Consider the following 19,684-nt stretch of genomic DNA (forward strand, 5'->3'; position numbering starts at 1 on the left):
GGCCAGATGCGCTCTCGCGGCTTCACGCTGATCGAGCTGGTGGTCACGCTCGCGCTGCTGGGCGTGCTGGCCATGGTCGCCGCGCCGATGGCCGAGCTGGCCGTGCAGCGCAGCAAGGAACAGGAACTGCGCGTGGCGCTGCGCGAGATCCGAGGCGCGCTCGATCGCCACAAGCAGGCGGCCGATCAGGGCCAGATCGCCCGCAAGCCGGGCGACTCGGGCTATCCGCCCAACCTGGAGGTGCTCGAACAGGGCATCGACCTGGTCACCAAGGGCGTCGGCGACACCACCACCCGCAAGCTCTACCTGCTGCGCCGGGTGCCACGCGATCCCTTTGCCGACCCGACCTTGCCGGCCGCCCGCAGCTGGGCGCTGCGCAGCTACCAGAGCCCGCCGGACGATCCGCGTTCGGGCGACGACGTCTTCGACGTGCATTCCAAGGCAGAGGGCAAGGGCCTGAACGGCGTGCCCTACCGCCAGTGGTGAGCCCGCGCTCACCCTCCACCCGATCGATGCGATGAAACCTTCCCCGTCATCCCCTTCGAGCCCCGCCCGCCCGGCCCGGCCCCGCCGACGCAGCCTGCTCGGCTTCACGCTGATGGAGCTGGTGGTCGTGATGACGCTGATCGGCCTGCTGCTGACGGTGGCGCTGCCGCGCTACCTGGACGCGCTCGACCGCGGCAAGGAGAAGGTGCTCGAACGCAACCTGACGCTGATGCGCGAGGCCATCGACCGCCACTACGGCGACACCGGCAAGTATCCGGACCGGCTGGAGGACCTGGTGGCCAAGCGCTACCTGCGCGCCATCCCGCCGGATCCGTTCGTCGAGGCGCCGACCTGGGTCGTCATCGCGCCCAGCGACATCACGCTGGGCAACGTCATCGACGTCGACAGCACCGGCAACGATCAGGACGGCCGGCCGCGCAAGAACGCTGGCGGGAATGGCAGCGACGGTCCGTCGACCCGTCCGGTGGCCAACGGCGCGCGCATCACCGTGACGGTGACGCAGCAACCCGACTTCGAGCGCTGAACATGCCGCGCCGGCCTCCACCGGGCACAGCCGCGCCGCACAGCCGTCGCGGCGCGGTGCTGCTGGGTTTCCTGGTGCTGCTGGCGGCGTCCGGCTGGACGGTCGCGAACTGGGGCCAGGCAGCGGCCGACGAGCGCCAGCGCGATGCCGAGGCCGAGCTGCTGTGGGTCGGCCAGCAGTACCGGGCGGCCATCGAGTCCTACTACAACGCCACGCCCGGCGGCGTGAAGAAGCTGCCGGTCAAGGTCGAGGAACTGCTGGAGGACAAGCGCTTCCCGACCTCGCGCCGGCACCTGCGCCAGGCCTATGGCGACCCGCTCAAGCCCGGCGAGCCGATCAAGCTGATCCTGCGCGCCGAGCAGATCGTCGGCGTGCGCAGTGCCGCCACCGGCCTGCCCTTCCGTCGCACCGGATTCCCGGCCGGGCTGGAGAAGTTCGCCGAGGCGGAGAGCTATGCCGACTGGCAGTTCGTGGTGAACATCCGCGGCATCAACAACCTGCCCGGCGCACCGGCCGATGCGGCATCGGGCGCCGCCGGATCGAACGGCTTCGGCAGCCCGGGCTCATCGCCGCTTCAGGGTTTCTCGAACCCCAGCGGCGGCGCCGCCGCGCAGGGCAACTTCGGCATCGGCCAGGGCACGAACAACCCGTCGAGTCCGCTGACGCCACTGCGGCCGAGCACGCCCGGACTGGGGCGCTGAGGCCGCCGTCCCGGCGCCCGCGCCCCTGTCTCAGATCACCCAGTCGCGCTCGTCGATCGTCAGGCCGACCAGCGGCTCCGACGGCATCACGGCCCTCGACGGCGGCGTCGAGGCGACGGCCTCCGCTTCGGCCGGCACCGACCCCGGCAGCACGCGCGCCGGGACATGCGGCCAGCTCAACGTCACGCGCAGGCCGCCCCAGGTCGATGAGCGGCCGACCTGCACCTCCAGCTCGAACGCACGGGCAATGCGCCGCACGATCGACCAGCCCAGGCCGCTGCCCGGCGCATCGTTCTGGCGGGCACGGAAGAAGCGTTCGCCCAGCCGCTGCATCAGCGCCGGCGGCAGGCCCGGACCGCTGTCGTCGACCGAGACCGACAGCCGGCCCTGCGCATCCGGTCCGGCCAGCGTGACCTGCACGGTCGAGCCGGCCGGGCTGTAGCGCAGCGCGTTGTCGATCAGGTTGCGCAACAGGATGCCCAGCAGCACCGGATCGGCCGCCAGCGCCCAGGCGCCGGCATGGTCCGGATCGGTCTCGAGCACCAGCTCGTGGCCGGACTCGAAGGTCGCCGCAGCGGCCTCGACAACCTCCTCGCGCGCGACAGCCAGCACGTCGACCACCTGGCGATGAACCTCGCCGTTGGCACGCGCGCCTTCCAGCCGCGCCAGCTGCAGCAGCTGGTCGACCAGCCGGGCGGCGTGGTCGCAGCCTTCGAGCGTGCCGATCAGCGCCTGGTGACGCTCGTGGCGGTCGTTGACGGTCAGGGCGGCCTGGGCCTGGGCGCGGATGCCGGCGATCGGCGTGCGCAGCTCGTGCGCGGCATCGGACGTGAAGCGTCGCTCGGATTCGAGCGAGTTGCGCATGCGCACGAACAGCTGGTTGAGCGCCTGGATCAACGGTGCCAGCTCGCGCGGCGACTCGTCGGCGTCGATCGGGTCCAGCGCCTCGGGCTTGCGGGCGCTGACCTGCGCACCCAGCCGGTTCAGCGGCACGAGGCCCTGGCGCACCGCCAGCCAGATCGCGAACGCCAGCAGCGGCAGCCCGGCGATCAGCGGCAGCCAGGAGTCGCGCAGCACGGCGTTGACGATGTCGTGCCGGGCCTCGATCGACTCGGCCATGATCACGTAGGAATCGGGCCGCACTGCCGGTGCGGTGTAGACGCGCCAGGCGACGCCCTTGACGTTCGTGTCGGAGAAGCCGGGCTTGAGTTCGGCCAGCGGTGCGGTCGGTGCGTCGGTCGACTTCAGCAGCAACTGGCCCTGGTACCAGACCTGGAACACCGCCTTGGTGGCGTACTTGTGCAGCGCCAGCTCGGCGGCATCGGTGCCGGACCATTGCGGCGGTCGGCCGTCCGGCGTGCCCTCGTCGACGGCGATGTGGTCGGCCGTGAGCATCTCGTCGAACTCGTGGTCCTGGACCTGCAGCGCCATCAGCAGCGCCATGCCCTGGGCCAAGTGACCGTCGAGCAGGTCATCGACCTGTTCGCTCATGCGGTACCAGGTGGTGGCAGCGACCGCTGCCCACAGCGCCACGACGGCACCGAGCACGCGCCACTGCAGGCCTTGCTGCAGCGACTGGTTGAAGCGGCGGGCGGTCATGTTCAAAGCGAGGCCGGCTGGGTCAGGCCGCCTTCGGCCGGTGGGCCGTCGCTGGAGGGCGTGCCGGCCGGCGGCGCCGCAGCCGACGGCGCGAAGGCATAGCCCACGCCCCGCACCGTGCGGATGCGCTGGCTGCCGAGCTTGCGGCGCAGGTGGTGGACGTGGACCTCGACGGTGTTGCTGCCGACCTCCTCGCCCCAGCCGTAGAGGTGGCTCTCCAGCTGCTCGCGGGTCAGCACCCGGCCGGGCCGCAGGATCAGCGCGTGCAGCAGGTCGAACTCGCGGGTCGACAGCTTGACCGGCTGGCCTTCGAGCCGGACCTCGCGGGCACCCGGGTCCAGCTCGACGCCATTGACCTGGATGAGGTCCTGGACCTGCCCGTGCGAGCGCCGCACCAGCGCGCGCAGCCGGGCCGCCAGCTCGTGCAGGTCGATCGGCTTGACGACGTAGTCGTCGGCCCCGGCGTCCAGCGTCTCGATGCGCTGGGGCACCGCGTCGCGGGCCGTGAGCACCAGCACGGGGGTCTTCACGCCGGCCTTGCGGATGGACTGCAGCACGTCCAGCCCGTCGATGCGCGGCAGGCCCAGATCCAGCACCGCAGCGGTGTAGGCCTGGCTGGACAGCTCGCGCTCGGCGGCCAGCCCGTCCCGGACCCAGTCGACCTGGAAACCGATCGCACGCAATCCGGCGCGCAACCCATCGCCCAGCAGGGCATCGTCTTCAGCAAGCAGCAGGCGCATGTTCAGGTCTTCCTTCAGAAGTGCTCAGGATATCCAAGCCTTAAGAAATGACGTGTGCAGATGCCGCGTCAGAAGCGCCTTGAAACTGAAGAATGCCTTAAAGCGTCGACCTGGATCAAGTCACGGACGGTCGCCCATGCCGGAAATGAACAAACCAACGCCAAGGGCGGCGTGGAGGTCGGCAATGACGACGCGCAGGGCGACATCGTTGATGCGGCCCGGGGGCAGCAGTGGGGCAAGGCCGCCAAGGGTCACATGGAGCGCGCGCCGGGCGACAGATGGGACGACTTGGCGCCCGATCTGCCCAGCAAGTTCGATCGACTCAGAACCTGAATGAAGCAGGCAGTCTGTCGTGACAACGAATCCAATTTCACCCATCGGGCTCAATAAACCCAAGCAAAACTCAAGCAGCCACAGAACTCGCTTGGGGAGAGGGCTTTCAATGATTTCACCCAAATTCCATCCACACGCGGCAGACGTTATGGCAGTCTATCGACAGAACCAACACTTGAGGTCTGCCATCCGACAGCCTGAAACGCTCCAGATCGAAGTCACACGCATCAAGCAGCAAAGCAGCACACTGGATGATTCGCCAGAATTCATTCGCTAGAAGCTATTCAATCGCGACAAGCCAACTCCAAATCACATCATGTCCCAGTACGACAAACGCGCCAAACCACGCCTGAGGGACTTTCGGGTCACCATCCTCATCATCATTAGTGGCGCACTTCTCTATGCACATGACTATTGGTTTGCGACGCTCAACCCTCCGCCGAATCTGGCTGAACTTGATGTCTACAAGTTTGAAGTCGTCTCACAGCGAGACCTCAATCCACAACTCAAAGTGCGACTAGAAAACGAAGTCATGATGACGATGGAGTTCCCAACTCTAAGTCTGAAACCTGCAAGCTACGGCGGCATCCCCATGAAGGCGCAAAGAGATCTGGTTGGAAAAAAATGCATCGCACAGGGACGCGCACTGATCGGAAACTCAGGTAATCGCCATCAAGTTTTCAGCCTGGCTTGCAACAATAAAATAATACTAACATACGAAGCGGCACTTTCAAACTATACGAATTCACACAGAAACCACAGGAATCCAACCATTTGGTTTTCGTGCACCTTTTTTGTCGCCGCGATCTTCATGTTCGCCGAATGGATAAGATTTCATAGAATCAACAAGGGAGATATGAAATGAGTACGAATCCTACGATTTTCACGGTTGTGACAACCACAATGAACGCAGGGCAAAATGCTGCAAACACTGGAGCTGGCGCCATCAATCCAGATCGAACCGTCAATACGACAGGAGTTGTCCTGGGTACTGTGCAAACTGCGCACGCAGTCGTGGAAATCGCCACGCTAGGCCCAGCAACAAGCAAATCAATACCATTAGCCGGCGGCGTACTTTCTTTGGCGTCTCTTGGGATTGCGATTGACAGCATAATGACATCCAGAGACAACAACGAACCCATCAAGAAATCCGATATCGCATCCGTCGTTGGAAGCATAGCCGGCGCAGTTGGTGCTGCGATTGTTCTCACTGGCGCAAGTGGACCGATCGTGGTCGCAGTTGGAGCCGCAGCGCTGGCAACTGGAGTAGCAGCAGGCGCGTATCAACTTTATGCACAGGCCAAGGGACTCACGATTGACCCAGCCAATGGAAATGTCGTCGAGACCCCTCTGACTGCTGCCCAACAAGCACAAGTTGATGCCCACATTCAGCAAACGCTCCCGTTGCTCAACGACGCCGCCAATTTGCGCGACCTGGGCTTCCCGGACGGCAGCAAGCTTCAAACAACTGGATCACTATTCAGCAGAAAAGAAAATGACTCGGAAAACACAAAACCACCCCCTGATGCTGCAACCCGCGATCCATCGAAGTACATTGGTGACGAGGGAGGCAATGATCACTCCGTCACCATCAAGGCAGGTGGCACCGTGTGGGATGCCTATGCGGCACAGAAAAACAAGCCCGACGGGGTGAAGGATTGGGACAAGTTCAAGGCGGCCGTCGCAGCCACGAATCCGAACGTGCCTGACCTCAACAAGATTCCGCCCGGCACGGAACTCAAGGTACCTGAACAGCTGGCCGATGGCTCCATCTCCTATCACTACGAGAATGGAACGTCGATCAACAGCAATGCCATCACAGGCGAGTACCACATGGTGGTGACGAACCCGGACGGCAGCCAGACGGTCTACTCCAGAAAGGCGGATGACTTCGGCTACACCGTGACTGAAACACGAACCGACAAGAATGGCGAAGAGACCTACAAGTTCGTAGGCACACAAGCCACGAAAGACGGGGACATCACGCCCATCACAGCGGCAGAAAGAACGGATCGCCAAGAATCCAATGGAACCATCAAGAAGGACTTTCACGACCTGACCGAAGACGGCAAAGCGCCAGACGTGACCGTGGCATCCAATCCGGACAACACGGCCTCCGCCACTGGGGATGACAGCAGCGGTGCGCACGATGCCACGAAGAAGGTGGCTGAAACGCTGAATCACGTCAAGGAAACCGAGACGACGCTAAAGGGGCCGACACCCGCGCCGCAGCCGCCCGAAGCGGTACCCACTCCAGTTGGAACTGGAGGGCCAGGCGGCACGGGGGGGAGTGATGGCGGTGGTGGCAGTTCATCAGGAACACCGGCACCTGCACCCAAACCGGAAACGACCATCACCTTTGACGATGGAAGCACGCTCACCGTTCACGGTGACGGCAGCGTGTCCAGTACAGGCGCAACCGATGGTTCAGATGCGTCAGCCGGCGGCGGCAAAACCACCTCCTCACCTAATTTGTCGTTCACTGACTCGCCAAGCCCAGCCCCAGCCCCAGCCCCAGCCCCAGCCCCAGCCCCAGCCCCATCTCCATCTCCATCTCCATCTCCATCTCCATCTCCATCTCCTGATCCGACCACAGACCCGTCGGACGACGCTGATGATTCTTCTACGCCCGGGGTTTCTGCGCCGCCTCCCTCGCCGTCGTCCGACGGCAGCGACGGCGACAGCACGCCTGTCGTATTGGACCTGGACGGTGATGGCGTCGAACTGATAGGCCTGAGCAAATCAAGGGTCTTCTTCGACAGTCTGGCGGATGGTTATCTGCACCACACAGGATGGGTCGCACCGGACGATGCGCTCTTGGTCGCTGACCTCAACGGCGATGGACAGGTCAGTGAAGGCAAGGAAATCTCGTTTGCCGCGCGGACCGCAGCCCAGGATACCGATCTGACGGCCTTGATCACGCTGTACGACACCAATCACGATGGCAACGTCACCTCCGCCGATCGAGATTTCTCCAAGCTGTTGGTGTGGAAAGACCTCAACAGCGACGGCATCAGCGCTCCCAGCGAACTCAAGACCCTGACCGCTTGGGGAATCACGTCGATTTCCGGGCCGACGCGCTCGACACCCTATTCGACCGACGGCGCCACCATCAACGCGATGGGCACGATGAAGATGAAGATCTCAGGTGTCATCTCGGAGCATCGAGTCGCCGACGTCACTTACACGGTCGAGAGCGTGGGACTCAAGACTGTTAGTTCATCGGTTGCGGACGCGAGTCACATACATCTGCAAGATGGTCGCGACATCATCAGTGCCGGCACGAATCCCTTAAAGGTAACGCTGGACACACTCACGAACGGAGCCATCGGCAGCGAATCAGCGGACCAGATCAGCACCAACAACACCAACTAGGTGGTCGACGGTCGGGGCGGAAATGACAGGCTCACGGGCGGCAAAGGCAATGATTGGCTGCGCGGGGGAGCTGGCCGCGATGTCTTGAGCGCCGGTCCAGGCGATGACACGCTGGTGATCGACAGCAGCGACGACCTTTCTCATCTGCGCGGCGGCTCCGGTTTTGACGTGGCCATCGTTGACGATACGAAGGGGGTCACGCTCGATCTCGGCGTTTCCGAGGTCGAAGCTGCCTTAGGCGGCGCAGGTCAAGACGTCTTCAAGACCTCGGGATCTGGAAGCGTCATCATGGCCGGGCGGGGTGGAAACGACACGTTGACAGGTGGCGCAAACGCGGACGTCCTCGACGGGGGTGATGGCAACGATTCGATCGATGGCGGCGCCGGAAATGACCGATGCAGCGGCGATGCAGGAAATGATCGCCTGTATGGGGGAACTGGCGAGGACACCCTACTTGGTGGAGCAGGCACGGACCAGATGGCGGGTGGAAGTGGCGATGATATCTATTATGTAGACGAATCAACCGACTCCATCATCGAAATGAATTCCGAAGGAACTGACGAGGTTCGATCGACGGCGACATTCACGCTGAGTGAAAATGTCGAAAACCTTACTTTGCTCGGATACGATTCGATCGATGGAAGTGGAAACACCTTACCGAACAAGCTGATTGGCAACGACTCCAACAACCTTCTAGACGGAAAGACAGGTGCCGACACGATGATTGGAGGCGCGGGCGACGACACATACATCGTCGACTGTATCACGCAAGTCACCGTTTTAAAGCCAGTCTATCGCCCGGGGATGGCGACGATAACGAGTGTCAGAACCAGCACCATTCCAGGAGATTTATTTGTAGAGGACGAGAACTCAGGCAATGACACAGTCCAGTCGCCAATCAGCTACTCTCTTGGCGACAATCTGGAAAATCTTGTACTCACGAGTACAGCCTCGGTCACTGGCACCGGAAATTCACTCGACAATTCGTTGACCGGAAATTCGGCGAACAATTCGCTGAATGCTGGCGCAGGCAACGACACGCTCAACGGTGGCGCAGGCGTCGACACCCTCATTGGTGGCACGGGCGACGACCTCTACATCGTGGATAGCACCACCGACACCATCACGGAGTTGATCGGCGAAGGTTCCGACACCGTCAGATCCAGCGTCACGTACACGTTGGGCAGCAACTTGGACAACATTGAGCTGAACGGTACAGGTGCCATCGTCGGCACCGGCAACGCACTGGCCAACCGAATGACCGGCAATGCCGCCAACAATTCTCTGTACGGCGGATCTGGCAACGACACACTCGATGGTGGCGCTGGTACCGATACCCTCAGCGGTGGGTCTGGCGATGACACATTCTTCGTCGACAGCACCACCGACACACTCACCGAACTGGCTGGCGAAGGCACAGATGCCGTCAAATGCAGTGTCTCCTACACCTTGGCCACCAACTTCGAGAAACTTACGCTGACGGGCAGTTCATCGGTCGACGGCACGGGGAACAGCGCGGTGAATGTGATCACCGGCAACGTCGCCGCAAACATCCTCGACGGCCGCGCCGGTGCCGACTCCCTGGTCGGTGGCCTGGGCGACGATACCTATGTCGTCGACAACGCCAGCGACACACTCACCGAACTGGCTGGTGAAGGCACCGACACCGTCAAATCCAGTGTGACCTACGCCCTGGGCGTCAATCTGGAGAATCTGACACTGACCGGTAGCACCGCCATCAATGGCACCGGCAACGCCTTGGCCAACGTCCTCACCGGCAATGCCGCCAGCAATTCCCTGTCCGGCGGATCTGGGAACGACACGCTCGATGGAGGCGCTGGTACCGATACCCTCAGCGGTGGATCTGGCGATGACACCTTCTTCTTCGACAGCACCACCGACACGCTCACCGAACTGGCTGACGAAGGCACCGACACCGTCAGATCCAGTGTGACCTACTCCCTGGGCGTCAATCTGGAGAACCTGACACTGACCGGTAGCACCGCCATCAATGGCACCGGCAACGCCCTGGCCAACGTTCTCACCGGCAATGCCGCCAACAACTCTCTGTCTGGCGGATCTGGCAATGACACACTCGATGGAGGTGCTGGTACCGATACCCTCAGCGGTGGATCTGGCGATGACACCTTCTTCATCGACAGCACCACCGACACGCTCACCGAACTGGCTGGCGAAGGCACCGACACCGTCAAATCCAGCGTGACCTACTCCTTGGGCGTCACTGTGGAGAATCTGACACCGACCGGTAGCACCACCATCAATGGCACCGGGAACGCCTTGGCCAACGTCCTCACCGGCAACGCCGCCAACAATTCTCTGTCCGGCGGATCTGGCAACGACACACTCGATGGTGGCGCTGGTACCGATACCCTCAGCGGTGGATCTGGCGATGACATATTCCTCGTCGACAGCACCACCGACACGCTCACCGAACTGGCTGGCGAAGGCACAGATACTGTCAAATCCAGTGCCTCCTACACCTTGGCAATCAACTTCGAGAACCTTACCCTGACGGGCAGTTCATCGGTCGACGGTACGGGGAACAGCGCGGTGAATGTCATTATCGGCAATGCCGCCGCAAACAACCTCGACGGCCGCGCCGGCGCCGACTCCCTGATCGGTGGCCTGGGCGACGACACCTATGTCATCGACAACGCCAGCGACACACTCACCGAACTGGCTGGTGAAGGCAACGACACCGTCAAATCCAGCGTGACCTACGCCTTGGGCGTCAATCTGGAGAATCTGACACTGACCGGTAACACCGCCATCAATGGCACCGGCAACGCCTTGGCCAACGTCCTCACCGGCAATGCGGCAGCCAATATTCTTGATGGTGGTGCTGGCGCCGACACCATGATCGGCGGCGCTGGAAACGATACTTATTTCGTCGACTGCGCACCTTACAGAAAATACCCATTCGGCGGGTGGCTTGGGAAGTTGTTTTCAACCTACGTCCCTGGCGACTCGATCGTCGAAGTCGTGGATTCCGGCGTTGACACCGTAAATTCGTCGATCAACTACACGCTGGGCGATAATCTTGACAACCTTACCCTCCTTGGAGTCTCGGCACTTCAGGGAACTGGAAACAGTCTGTCAAACCTGATCTCAGGCAACTATGGCAACAATATATTGAGGGGAGAAGCAGGCAACGACACACTCGATGGTGGATCGGGCATTGACTCGCTGAACGGCGGTACAGGCGATGACACCTACATCATCGACAGCACCACCGATACCATCACAGAACTGACCGGCGAAGGCACCGACACTGTCCGCTCAAGCGTCACAGACGCTCTGGGCAGCAACCTGGAGAACCTTGAGTTGACCGGCGCGGCTGCCATTGACGGCACCGGCAATGCATTGGCCAACCGAATGACCGGCAATGCCGCCAACAATTCTCTGTCCGGCGGATCTGGCAACGACACACTCGACGGTGGCACCGGTACCGATATCCTCAGCGGTGGATCTGGCGATGACACTTTCCTAGTCGACAGCACCACCGACACGCTCACCGAACTGGCTGGTGAAGGCACCGACACCGTCAACTCCAGTGTGACCTACACCCTGGGCGTCAATCTGGAGAATCTGACACTGACCGGTAGCTTTGCCATCATTGGCACCGGTAACGCCTTGGCCAACGTCCTCACCGGCAATGCCGCCAACAATTCTCTGTCCGGCGGATCTGGCAACGACACGCTTGATGGTGGCGCTGGTACCGATACCCTCAGCGGCGGATCTGGCGATGACACATACTTCGTCGACAGCACCACTGACACACTCACCGAACTGTCTGGCGAAGGCACCGACACCGTCAAATCCAGCGTGACCTACTCCTTGGGCGTCAATCTGGAAAATCTGACACTGACCGGTAGCTACGCCATCAATGGCACCGGTAACGCCTGTGGCAACGTCTTGACCGGCAATGCCGCCATGAACTCGCTGTCCGCCGGTGCGGGCAACGACACACTATCCGGCGGTGCCGGCAACGACACGTTGACCGGAGGGATTGGCGCAGATCGATTCGTCTTCAGTTCAGCACCTGCATCCAGCGGCAACCTCGACACCCTGACCGACTTCAACATCGATCAAGGCGACCGACTTGCGCTGGACGATGTGGTGTTTGCGCGTCTCGCAGGAGACCTGGACCTGACGGACAACTTCCAATTTGCAGGCTCTTCAGCCATCGGAGGGAACGATTGGATCGTTTGCGACAAGTCGACCGGGACGCTCAGTTACGACATTTCCGGCAATGGGACTGCCGCCTTGTTGCCGTTCGCCATCCTCTCGAACAAGCCCTCGGCTCTGTCAGGCCAGCATCTGGCCGTGATCTGACGGCATCGAATCGCCCATTCACACCTCGAGGGCGCGCGCATTCATTTGTGTCTCATCGATGGACCGCCGCAGGCTGCGGGCGACGACAACTGAAAGCCCTTCCATCTTGCAGCCTGGAGCGTCGACTTAGGCGGGCCGAATGTCGGACCGCTCCGCAGGCCGCCAGCGGCCGTTCGTGGCCTCCCGGGCGAGGGGCAGACATCAATCCACCTTGAACAAGCCCCACATGCCGGTGTTCACGAACATGGTCGGGCCGTCACGGTAGTGCCAGTAGCCGCGCTTGGCGCCGCCGTAGAGGTCGGCGGTGACCGCCTTGCCCGGAGCGATCAGGCTGGCGCCGGTGGCCAGGAAGCCTTCCATGCCCAGGTCGGCGTAGTTGTGGCCGATGACGCGGAAGCTGTGCTGGCGGGCACGGCCGTCGGCCTGCAGCACGCGGAAGCGCACCGACTGGCCGGCCTTGGCCGAGAACACCGGCGTCTCGACCGGCAGACCGCGCACGTCGGTCGGCAGGCGGGCGTCGTTGTCGACCATCAGGTTCGGACCCAGCACGCACGGGTTGATGTCACCCGAGACGACCAGCGACATCTGGCAGGCCGCGTAAGGCTGCGCGCTGTAGTCGATGCGCGACCAGAGCGGCTCGGTGCGGTAGTTGATCGCCCGCTCGCCGAAGTCGTAGGAATCGTCGCCGACCCAATGCTGCTTGATCTCGTTGGCCTGGGCGCCGTCCTTGCGCAGGTTCAGGCCGTCCTGGTAGTGGACGACGAACTCCTTGAAGACCTTCTTGCCGTCACGGATCGTGGCCACGGTCGAGGTCGCCGCGCCGGAGGTCGAGGTGTTGGCCTCGTTCCACCAGGTCGAGCCACGGGGCTCGACGATCAGGCTGCCAACCATGCCCTGCGAGCCGTGCTTGACCACGTCGCCCATGGCGCGCAGCGGCACGGTGCCGAACTCGATCGGCACGCCGACCTCGGTCATGCCCAAGACCGCGTCGAAGGACTTGATGCGACCGGCATACCAGACGTACTGGCGGGTCTCGCCCGGGCCGGCCAGCTGCTCGGGGTTGTAGCCAACGTTGACGCCGTCGCTCTTGCGCGGGTCAAAGCTCAGCACGCCAGCGTGCATGCCGACGAACTTCGACGGCTTGAGGTGATCGGCGTTGAGCGCCACCGTGCGCGGCAGGTCGGCGTCGCCCGGCAGGTCCGGCACCGGCAGGTTGGCCGGCAGCTTGTTGGTCAGGTTGACGACGATGCAGTCACCGGCGTTCGCACGCATGACCAGCGGCTCGGGCTTGGCCAGGCCGGTGCGCAGCTTGGCCACGTCACCGGCATGCACGTACATCAGGGCGGTCGGGTCGGTGATGCCGGCGCGCTGGTTGTAGACCAGCGTGCCGCCGGGCAGCAGGTCGCGGGCGGCCCAGGCCTGGACGTTGTAGGTGCGGCGGATCGAGTTGGTCGGGCAGCTGTCGGCCGCCATCAGCGACTGGACCAGCTTGTTCAGGCCGGTGGACTCGGCCGTGACCGTCTCGTCCAGCGGCAGCAGGGCGTTCTGGATCGACTGCTTGCTGACCGGATCGACCGAACCGGGCTTGTCGTAGGCCCGCAGGATGCCCCAGGCACCGTTCCACAGCGCGTCGGTCGTGCCGTAGTGGTACATGTAGTCGCGCGTGCCTTCGGCGGTCGTGATCGGCGCGAGCTTGCCGGTGTTGACCTCCATGTGCTCGGAGATGCCGATCTCCTGTGCCCCAACCCAGGTCGACGTGCTATCGCCGACCTCACGGCGCCAGCGCAGGCCGTGCAGCGTGAAGACCTGCTGGACTTCCTGGGCGCCGTGGATCATGCGCAGCTGCACGCGCTCGCCTTCGTAGGCCTTGAGCACCGGCGTGAACGGGTCGCCGTGCACGGTCGAGCTGAAGGCGAAGGCGGTGTCGCCACGCTTGTCGGCGTAGATCTTCGCCGGATCGCCGGATTCGGCCAGGCGCAGCGGGATCGGCTCGTTCTTGTAGTTGACGAGGTAGGGGTTGTGGTGACCGGCCGAGATCGCCTCGGGCTTGGCCGGCGGGTCGACCGGCTTGCCGTCCTGCGTGTAGAGCAGCGAGAAGTCCGCGCTGGCGAGCATGAACTCGCGGAAGTTCGGGTGGGTCTTGCGGTCGTCCGCGCCGCGGATGATGGCCACCGGGCCGACGCCCGTGGACAGCGGCGTGCCGTCCGGCTTGAGCCACTGGGTGCCCTTGGGCTCGACCACCAGCGCGTTGTAGAAGCCGTGCTGCTGGATCGACGACGCGCCGAAGTGGTCGTGCGTGAACACGGTGCGCAGGGTCTGGTCCTTGCCCTGCTTGTCGAAGACCTCGTCGGCCCACCAGCGCTGGATGGTGGTCTGGAAGCCGACGTTCTCGGCCGGCGGCAGCACCTCGGCGGCCGGCTTGACGACCTCGTTGCCGTTGGGTCGGACCACCGTGACGGTGCCGTGATGCAGGGCCGCGTGCACGCGCTCCTTCAGGGCATCGCGGGCGAAGGTGCCGTCCTCGTAGTTCCAGCCGTTGCCGCCGCCGTCGGAGGCCAGCACGTCGAACTTCACCAGGTGGATGTGCTGGCCGATCGTGTCGGTCGGCGTGCGGGCCTGGAAGTCGTCCTTGTTCAGCTCGGCCGGCAGGCGGTTGGTGTGGCGGAAGACGATGCAGTCGCCGGAATGGGCACGGAAGAAGAACGGATCGGCCGTGCGGGTCTTGCCCTCGTAGTCACCCACCTCGCTGGACAGCACGTTGATGCGGGCCTGCGGGTCATGCCAGCCGGCCTTGTTGACCACCAGGTCGAGTTGGATCACCGACACGTCGTAGCGGCGCACCGGTGCGGTCGACGGGCAGGGATCGGCAAACGGTGCGCCGGGGGCGGCCGGCTTGCCGTTGACCTTGAAGACGGCGGCCGAGCCGTCGGGCTTGACCGTGGCGTGGCCGGCGGCCTTGGCATGGAAATCGATGGCCGCACGCTCAAGCGCCGTGCCGCCGTGCGGCAGCAGCTTCATCTGCGCGGAGGTCAGCACCGAGGACAGGTCACCGGCCGCGACGCCGGCGCCGAGCACGCGCTCGCCACCGGTCATCACGTGACGGCCGACGCCGGTCGGGCCGAGCTGGCTGTCGGCGGTCAGGTCCAGCGGCGGCTGCGGCGGGCGGTGGCCGGCCTCGCCAGCGACGAAGAACGGGAAACCCGGCGTGGCCGTGACGCCATAGCTCGGCTGCGGGGCCAGCGCCTGGTTGCGGATCGGCACCACGGCCGGCGTGAACGCGCCGCCGCTGGTTTCGCCGGTGAGCGGGTTGGTGCCCAGGCCCAGTTCGCCGTCCGGCAGGCGGCGGCTGCCGTCCTCGAACACGTCATGGTTGCGCCACAGGTACCACATGCCCTGGCCGAAGTGCGGGTACATGTGGCAGTGGTAGATCGCGTCGCCGACCGACAGGTTGCGGTTGGCGCCGGTGTAGGCGATCTCGTAGGTGTAGGACTGGCGCGGGCCCAGCGTCTGGCTGTCGAGGTAGTTCGACTTGTCGCTGCCGGCACCGCTCTTGGCGAACCACTGGTTGGCGTGCAGGTGGAAGACGTGCGTTTCCTTGACGCCAGCCTGCATCGCGCGGAAGCGCACCGGGTCGCCCACATAGCTGTGGTGGACATTGCCGGCATCGTCCTCGTACTGCTGGACCGGGCGGCCGTCGGCGTCGTACTTGACGACCATGGCCGGGTCGCCGTTGGCCCAGGAGGTCAGGAAGAAGTCTTCCAGCGCGCATTCGGCGCAGCCGGCGGCCGGGCCGACGCCCAGCCGGTTGGCCGCGACGATCGCGCCCAGGCCGGACGAGCCGTAGTTGATGCCGAAACCGTCGCGCAGGCCGACGCCGGCGCCGGTGTGGTCGAAGGCGTCGCCGTACGCCTGAACGGTCTTCAGCTCGTCGTGGAAGATGGTCGTGAACTCGCGGAACCAGTTCTCGTTGGACGAGACCACACCGTCGTCGACGACGGCGTAGTCCTGGACGATCGCGTTGATGTCCGGATGCACGACCTCCCAGCGGTTGCCGCCGAGGTCCCGGTGGACGTTCAGGAGCGGCACGCCCTGGGCGTCCAGCGCGTCGTAGTTGAAGACACCGTTGACGCGGGTGGCCTGCATCACGTCGCGGCCGACCTGGCTGCGGTAGACGTTCGAGCCAGCCGGCTCGACGTTGACCGAACCGAACAGGCCCAGCACGGTCGAGCCGCCGTCGCCCTCGCCACCAGCGGGCATGGCGTTGTCGTGGAACAGGTGGCCGCCTTCACGCTCCAGCACCAGCCGGTAGGTGATGGACTCGCCGGGGTTGATGCCGGAGATGCCGGTGACGCGCGGGTCCCAGGTGTTGTAGCCAGGGAAGGTCGTGTCGTGCGTCAGGCCGTTGAACATCATCGACGCGGAGCGAGTGGCCGGGCGGCTGAAGCCGTTCGGCGGCACCGGCGCTTCGACCACGCCCGGCTCGGGGATCTCGGGCACCAGCGGCTCGACTTCCGCGAACGGGTCATTGCCCGGCGTGCCCGGCGCGTCCACGCACAGCAGGTTGGTGAAGTTGACCTCGAGCTTGTCGCCGATGTTGCCGCGCAGCACCAGCGGACGGGGCCGCTTGCCCTCGCGCAGCGCGACCCGGCAGGGCTTGGCGCTGGCGCCCGGCTGGTCCAGCGTCAGGCCGGTGTCGAGGTCGACCACGTCGCGCTTGAGCGCGTAGATCATCCCGTAGGGATTGAAGGAACCGAAGCGGTTGTAGACGATGGACTGGTCGAGTGCGACCACGTCCGCCACCACCGTGCCGGCCGGGCGGGCCGACGCGACGGCGGGCCAGGCCAGGCTCAAGGCCGCCGCGAGAGCGCCCAGCGCGCCGGGCCCGACCTTGCGAACGATGCGAAATTGATTCACGGAGTCACCCCTGTTGGATACAGCTGTTTGCTTGTCGGGTCGATGGATCGGGCGAAATCGCCCAGGAGGGATACCCATCTCCCTGGTCTGGATTCAGTATCACTTAAGGCTGGTAGCTTGCGAACAGCCCTCCCCGAGGATGAGTGGACAAGTCCTGCAACACTTCACACCTTCAGAACGGTCGTCGCGCAGATGCCCCGACCCGTACACCGCCGAACGCCCGGCGGCCTGGCAGACAAACGGTGAACGATTCGACAAATCAAGGACTTGACTCCCCAAGAAGGACCAATCCGTGACACAGGCACCGCCTTGCCGGATGGACATCCGACGGTGCTGATGGGCAACATCGGCACCCGTCACTTTCCGCAGAACCCCCGCCGGACTTATTTCGGCCTTCAGACTCATCCATGAATCGCGTCGTCAGCTGGTTCCGTGACTTCAGTCACGCTTCAACAAACCCCCAAACGGGTCCCGTGGCCCTTGCAACCGAAGGTGACCGGGCGCAAGCAGGCATGTCGCGCCGCGGCTGGGCACTCGCACTGGCCGGGATCGGCGCGCTGTCGGCCGCGCAGGCCGGCGACCGGCTGCCGCTGGTGCAGCAGCACACCCAGGCCGGCGTGAAGGCCGAGCTGACGCTGAGCGCGCCCGGTGCCACCGCGGTCCCGCTGGGCCAGCCGCTGTCGCTGACGCTGCGCCTGACCGACGAGCTGAGCGGCACGCCGCTGCGTGGCCTGCGTCCCCGCATGTGGATGAGCCGGCAAGGCGGCGACCAGGCCGAGCCCTGCAACACGCAGATCCGCCGCTTCGCCAGCGGCCGGCTGGCCCAGCGGGCCGACCGCGACCTCAACAGCTTCCAGCTGCTGACGCTCAATGCCGATGCGTCGATCTCGGTCATCAACCCGCTGCTGCAACTCAACAACACCAAGCTGGAGGCGCTGATCCGCCTGCCCGGCGTCGGCACCGACTGGGTCCATGCGCGCGGCCTCGACCGCCTGTTCGTGACGCTGGCCGACCGCGCCGAGCTGGCCGTCGTCGACCTGGCCAACAACAAGCTGATCAAGACCATCTCCCTGGGCGAGGGCAAGCCGCGCCGGCTGGTGATCAGCCCGGACGAGCGCACCGTCTGGGTCGCGCTGGACGACAGCGACAAGCTGGTCGGCGTGGATGTGGCCGCGCTGGAAAAGCGCCAGGAGCTGACCATCGGCGACGGCGCGCATGCGCTGGCCATCAGCGAGGACGGCCGGCGGCTGGTCGCCACCAGCAGCGCATCCAACCAGGTCACGCTGGTCGATGCGCAGGCCGCCCGGGTGATCGCCCGGGTGCCGGTGAGCGGCACGCCGCTGGCGGTCACGCACAGCGCGCTGGCGCGGCGGGCCTACATCGGCAGCCTCAATGCGCCGCTGCTGACCGTCATCGACCTGGAGGACGGCAAGCCGCTCGCCCGCATCGCCCTGCCCCAGCCCGTCAGCGCCGTGCGCGCCGACCCGTCCGGCCGCCACGTGCTGGCCGTTCACACCGCCAGCAGCACGCTGATGGCGGTCGATGCCGCGAACAGCCGGCTGGTCGCCCAGGGCCAGGTCGTGGCCCAGCCCGACCAGATCGTCTATTCCCAGCGCTTCGCCTTCATCCGCGGCCTGGGCAGCAGCAGCGTGCAGATGGTCGAGCTGCGCGCGCTCGACGAGGGCCGGCTGGCCCTCAACGAACTGCCGGTGTTCCAGAAGACGCCCGCCAGCCTGCCCGAGCACATCGGACCGGCCGACCTGATGGCGCCCTCGCCCGAGCCCGGCTCGATGCTGCTCGGCAGCGCGCCCGATACCGCGCTGTACTACTACACCGAGGGGATGATGGCGCCGCAAGGCACCTACGCCACCTACAGCCGCGCCGCACGCGCGCTCAAGGTGGTCGACCGCAGCCTCAAGGAGACCGAGCCGGGCGTCTACTCCGGCGTGGTCCGGCTCGATCGGGGTGGCCTCTACAGCCTGCCCACGCTGCTCGAACAGCCGCGCCTGACCCAGTGCTGGGCCCTCAACGTCGACGACACCGGCGCGACCGCCGACGGCCGCCGCATCGACGTCACCTGGCAGCTCGGCGAACAGACCTACACCGGCAGCTCGGCCCGCGTGGCCAGCCAGACCCTGCCAGGCAGCAGCCGCGACACGGCCCGGCCCGGCCAGGCCCCGCGCGCCGAGATGCGCGCCGGCGAAGCGGGCGAACTGCTGATCCGCCTGAAGGACGGCCAGACCGGCCAGCCGCTGACCGGCATCACCGACCTGCAGGCGATGGCGCTGGAGCGTCCCGGCCTGTCGCAGCAGCGCCTGTTCGCGCAGGAGCGCGAGCCCGGCAGCGGCGTCTATGTCGTGCGGCAGAAGTTCCCGCGCGCCGGCGTCTGGCGCGTGATGGTGCAGTCGCGCAGCCTGGGCCTGACCTTCGACCGCTCGCCGCTGCTGGACATCGGCGTGCGCGGGCCCGAGGTGACCCGGGCCGCACCGGATGCCGCGCCCGACGCACGGCCAGACACCCGACCCGATATGCCACCGAAAACCGGTGCCGCATCGAACTGATGCAGGTCAGCCCCGAAGCGAAGATCCTCGTCCTTGCGTTTTCCTGCGGAACCCCGGGCCTGCGCCCGACTCCGA

Annotated in this window: 11 protein-coding genes and 1 pseudogene; 9 read left to right on the top strand and 3 right to left on the bottom strand. The window is 64.8% G+C overall.

The genetic code is table 11. The features are described 5' to 3' along the window. Positions 1 to 6 precede the first annotated feature (6 nt). The 3 genes from Q8X39_RS07870 to Q8X39_RS07880 are packed head-to-tail and all read left to right on the top strand — an operon-like array spanning position 7 to position 1,731. Positions 7 to 486, top strand: coding sequence for a type II secretion system protein (locus Q8X39_RS07870; RefSeq protein ID WP_305749098.1), 480 nt, complete (start codon positions 7 to 9; stop codon positions 484 to 486). A 31-nt stretch (positions 487 to 517) separates the two neighbouring features. Beyond that, on the top strand, positions 518 to 1,030 hold the full coding sequence (locus Q8X39_RS07875; RefSeq protein ID WP_305749099.1) for a type II secretion system protein: 513 nt from the start codon (positions 518 to 520) through the stop codon (positions 1,028 to 1,030). A gap of 2 nt (positions 1,031 to 1,032) precedes the next feature. Further along, positions 1,033 to 1,731, top strand: coding sequence for a type II secretion system protein (locus Q8X39_RS07880; protein ID WP_305749100.1), 699 nt, complete (start codon positions 1,033 to 1,035; stop codon positions 1,729 to 1,731). A gap of 30 nt (positions 1,732 to 1,761) precedes the next feature. Here the strand turns inward: Q8X39_RS07880 and Q8X39_RS07885 are convergent, their stop codons facing one another. Next, positions 1,762 to 3,330, bottom strand: coding sequence for an ATP-binding protein (locus Q8X39_RS07885; protein ID WP_305749296.1), 1,569 nt, complete (start codon positions 3,328 to 3,330; stop codon positions 1,762 to 1,764). A 2-nt stretch (positions 3,331 to 3,332) separates the two neighbouring features. After that, complete coding sequence (locus tag Q8X39_RS07890) at positions 3,333 to 4,070, bottom strand: winged helix-turn-helix domain-containing protein (protein WP_305749101.1); 738 nt, start codon at positions 4,068 to 4,070, stop codon at positions 3,333 to 3,335. A gap of 60 nt (positions 4,071 to 4,130) precedes the next feature. Between Q8X39_RS07890 and Q8X39_RS07895 the strand changes: the two genes are divergently transcribed. The 5 genes and pseudogenes from Q8X39_RS07895 to Q8X39_RS07910 all read left to right on the top strand — a co-directional run bounded on the left by Q8X39_RS07895 (position 4,131) and on the right by Q8X39_RS07910 (position 12,134). Then, positions 4,131 to 4,403 (top strand): hypothetical protein, encoded by a 273-nt coding sequence (locus Q8X39_RS07895; RefSeq protein ID WP_305749102.1) that lies wholly within the window; start codon positions 4,131 to 4,133, stop codon positions 4,401 to 4,403. 316 nt (positions 4,404 to 4,719) lie between these two features. Beyond that, positions 4,720 to 5,268, top strand: a complete 549-nt coding sequence (locus Q8X39_RS07900; RefSeq protein WP_305749103.1) for a hypothetical protein — start codon at positions 4,720 to 4,722, stop codon at positions 5,266 to 5,268. Positions 5,269 to 5,516: 248 nt separating this feature from the next. Then, positions 5,517 to 7,778 carry a hypothetical protein gene (locus Q8X39_RS07905; protein WP_305749104.1) on the top strand — a complete coding sequence of 754 codons (2,262 nt, stop codon included), beginning with the start codon at positions 5,517 to 5,519 and terminating at the stop codon, positions 7,776 to 7,778. After that, positions 7,779 to 7,880, top strand: a pseudogene (locus Q8X39_RS20520) (calcium-binding protein); the annotation flags it as partial. 12 nt (positions 7,881 to 7,892) lie between these two features. Continuing rightward, positions 7,893 to 12,134, top strand: a complete 4,242-nt coding sequence (locus tag Q8X39_RS07910) for a beta strand repeat-containing protein (RefSeq protein ID WP_305749105.1) — start codon at positions 7,893 to 7,895, stop codon at positions 12,132 to 12,134. Between the two features lie 201 nt (positions 12,135 to 12,335). On the opposite strand, the gene Q8X39_RS07915 is transcribed toward Q8X39_RS07910, so the two are convergent. Then, complete coding sequence (locus Q8X39_RS07915) at positions 12,336 to 17,048, bottom strand: copper oxidase (protein WP_305749106.1); 4,713 nt, start codon at positions 17,046 to 17,048, stop codon at positions 12,336 to 12,338. A 473-nt stretch (positions 17,049 to 17,521) separates the two neighbouring features. Between Q8X39_RS07915 and Q8X39_RS07920 the strand changes: the two genes are divergently transcribed. Then, positions 17,522 to 19,609 carry a YncE family protein gene (locus Q8X39_RS07920; RefSeq protein ID WP_305749107.1) on the top strand — a complete coding sequence of 696 codons (2,088 nt, stop codon included), beginning with the start codon at positions 17,522 to 17,524 and terminating at the stop codon, positions 19,607 to 19,609. Positions 19,610 to 19,684 lie beyond the last annotated feature (75 nt).

Source organism: Leptothrix discophora, assembly GCF_030705305.1.
In the GTDB taxonomy this organism is placed as follows: Bacteria; Pseudomonadota; Gammaproteobacteria; order Burkholderiales; family Burkholderiaceae_C; genus Sphaerotilus; species Sphaerotilus discophorus.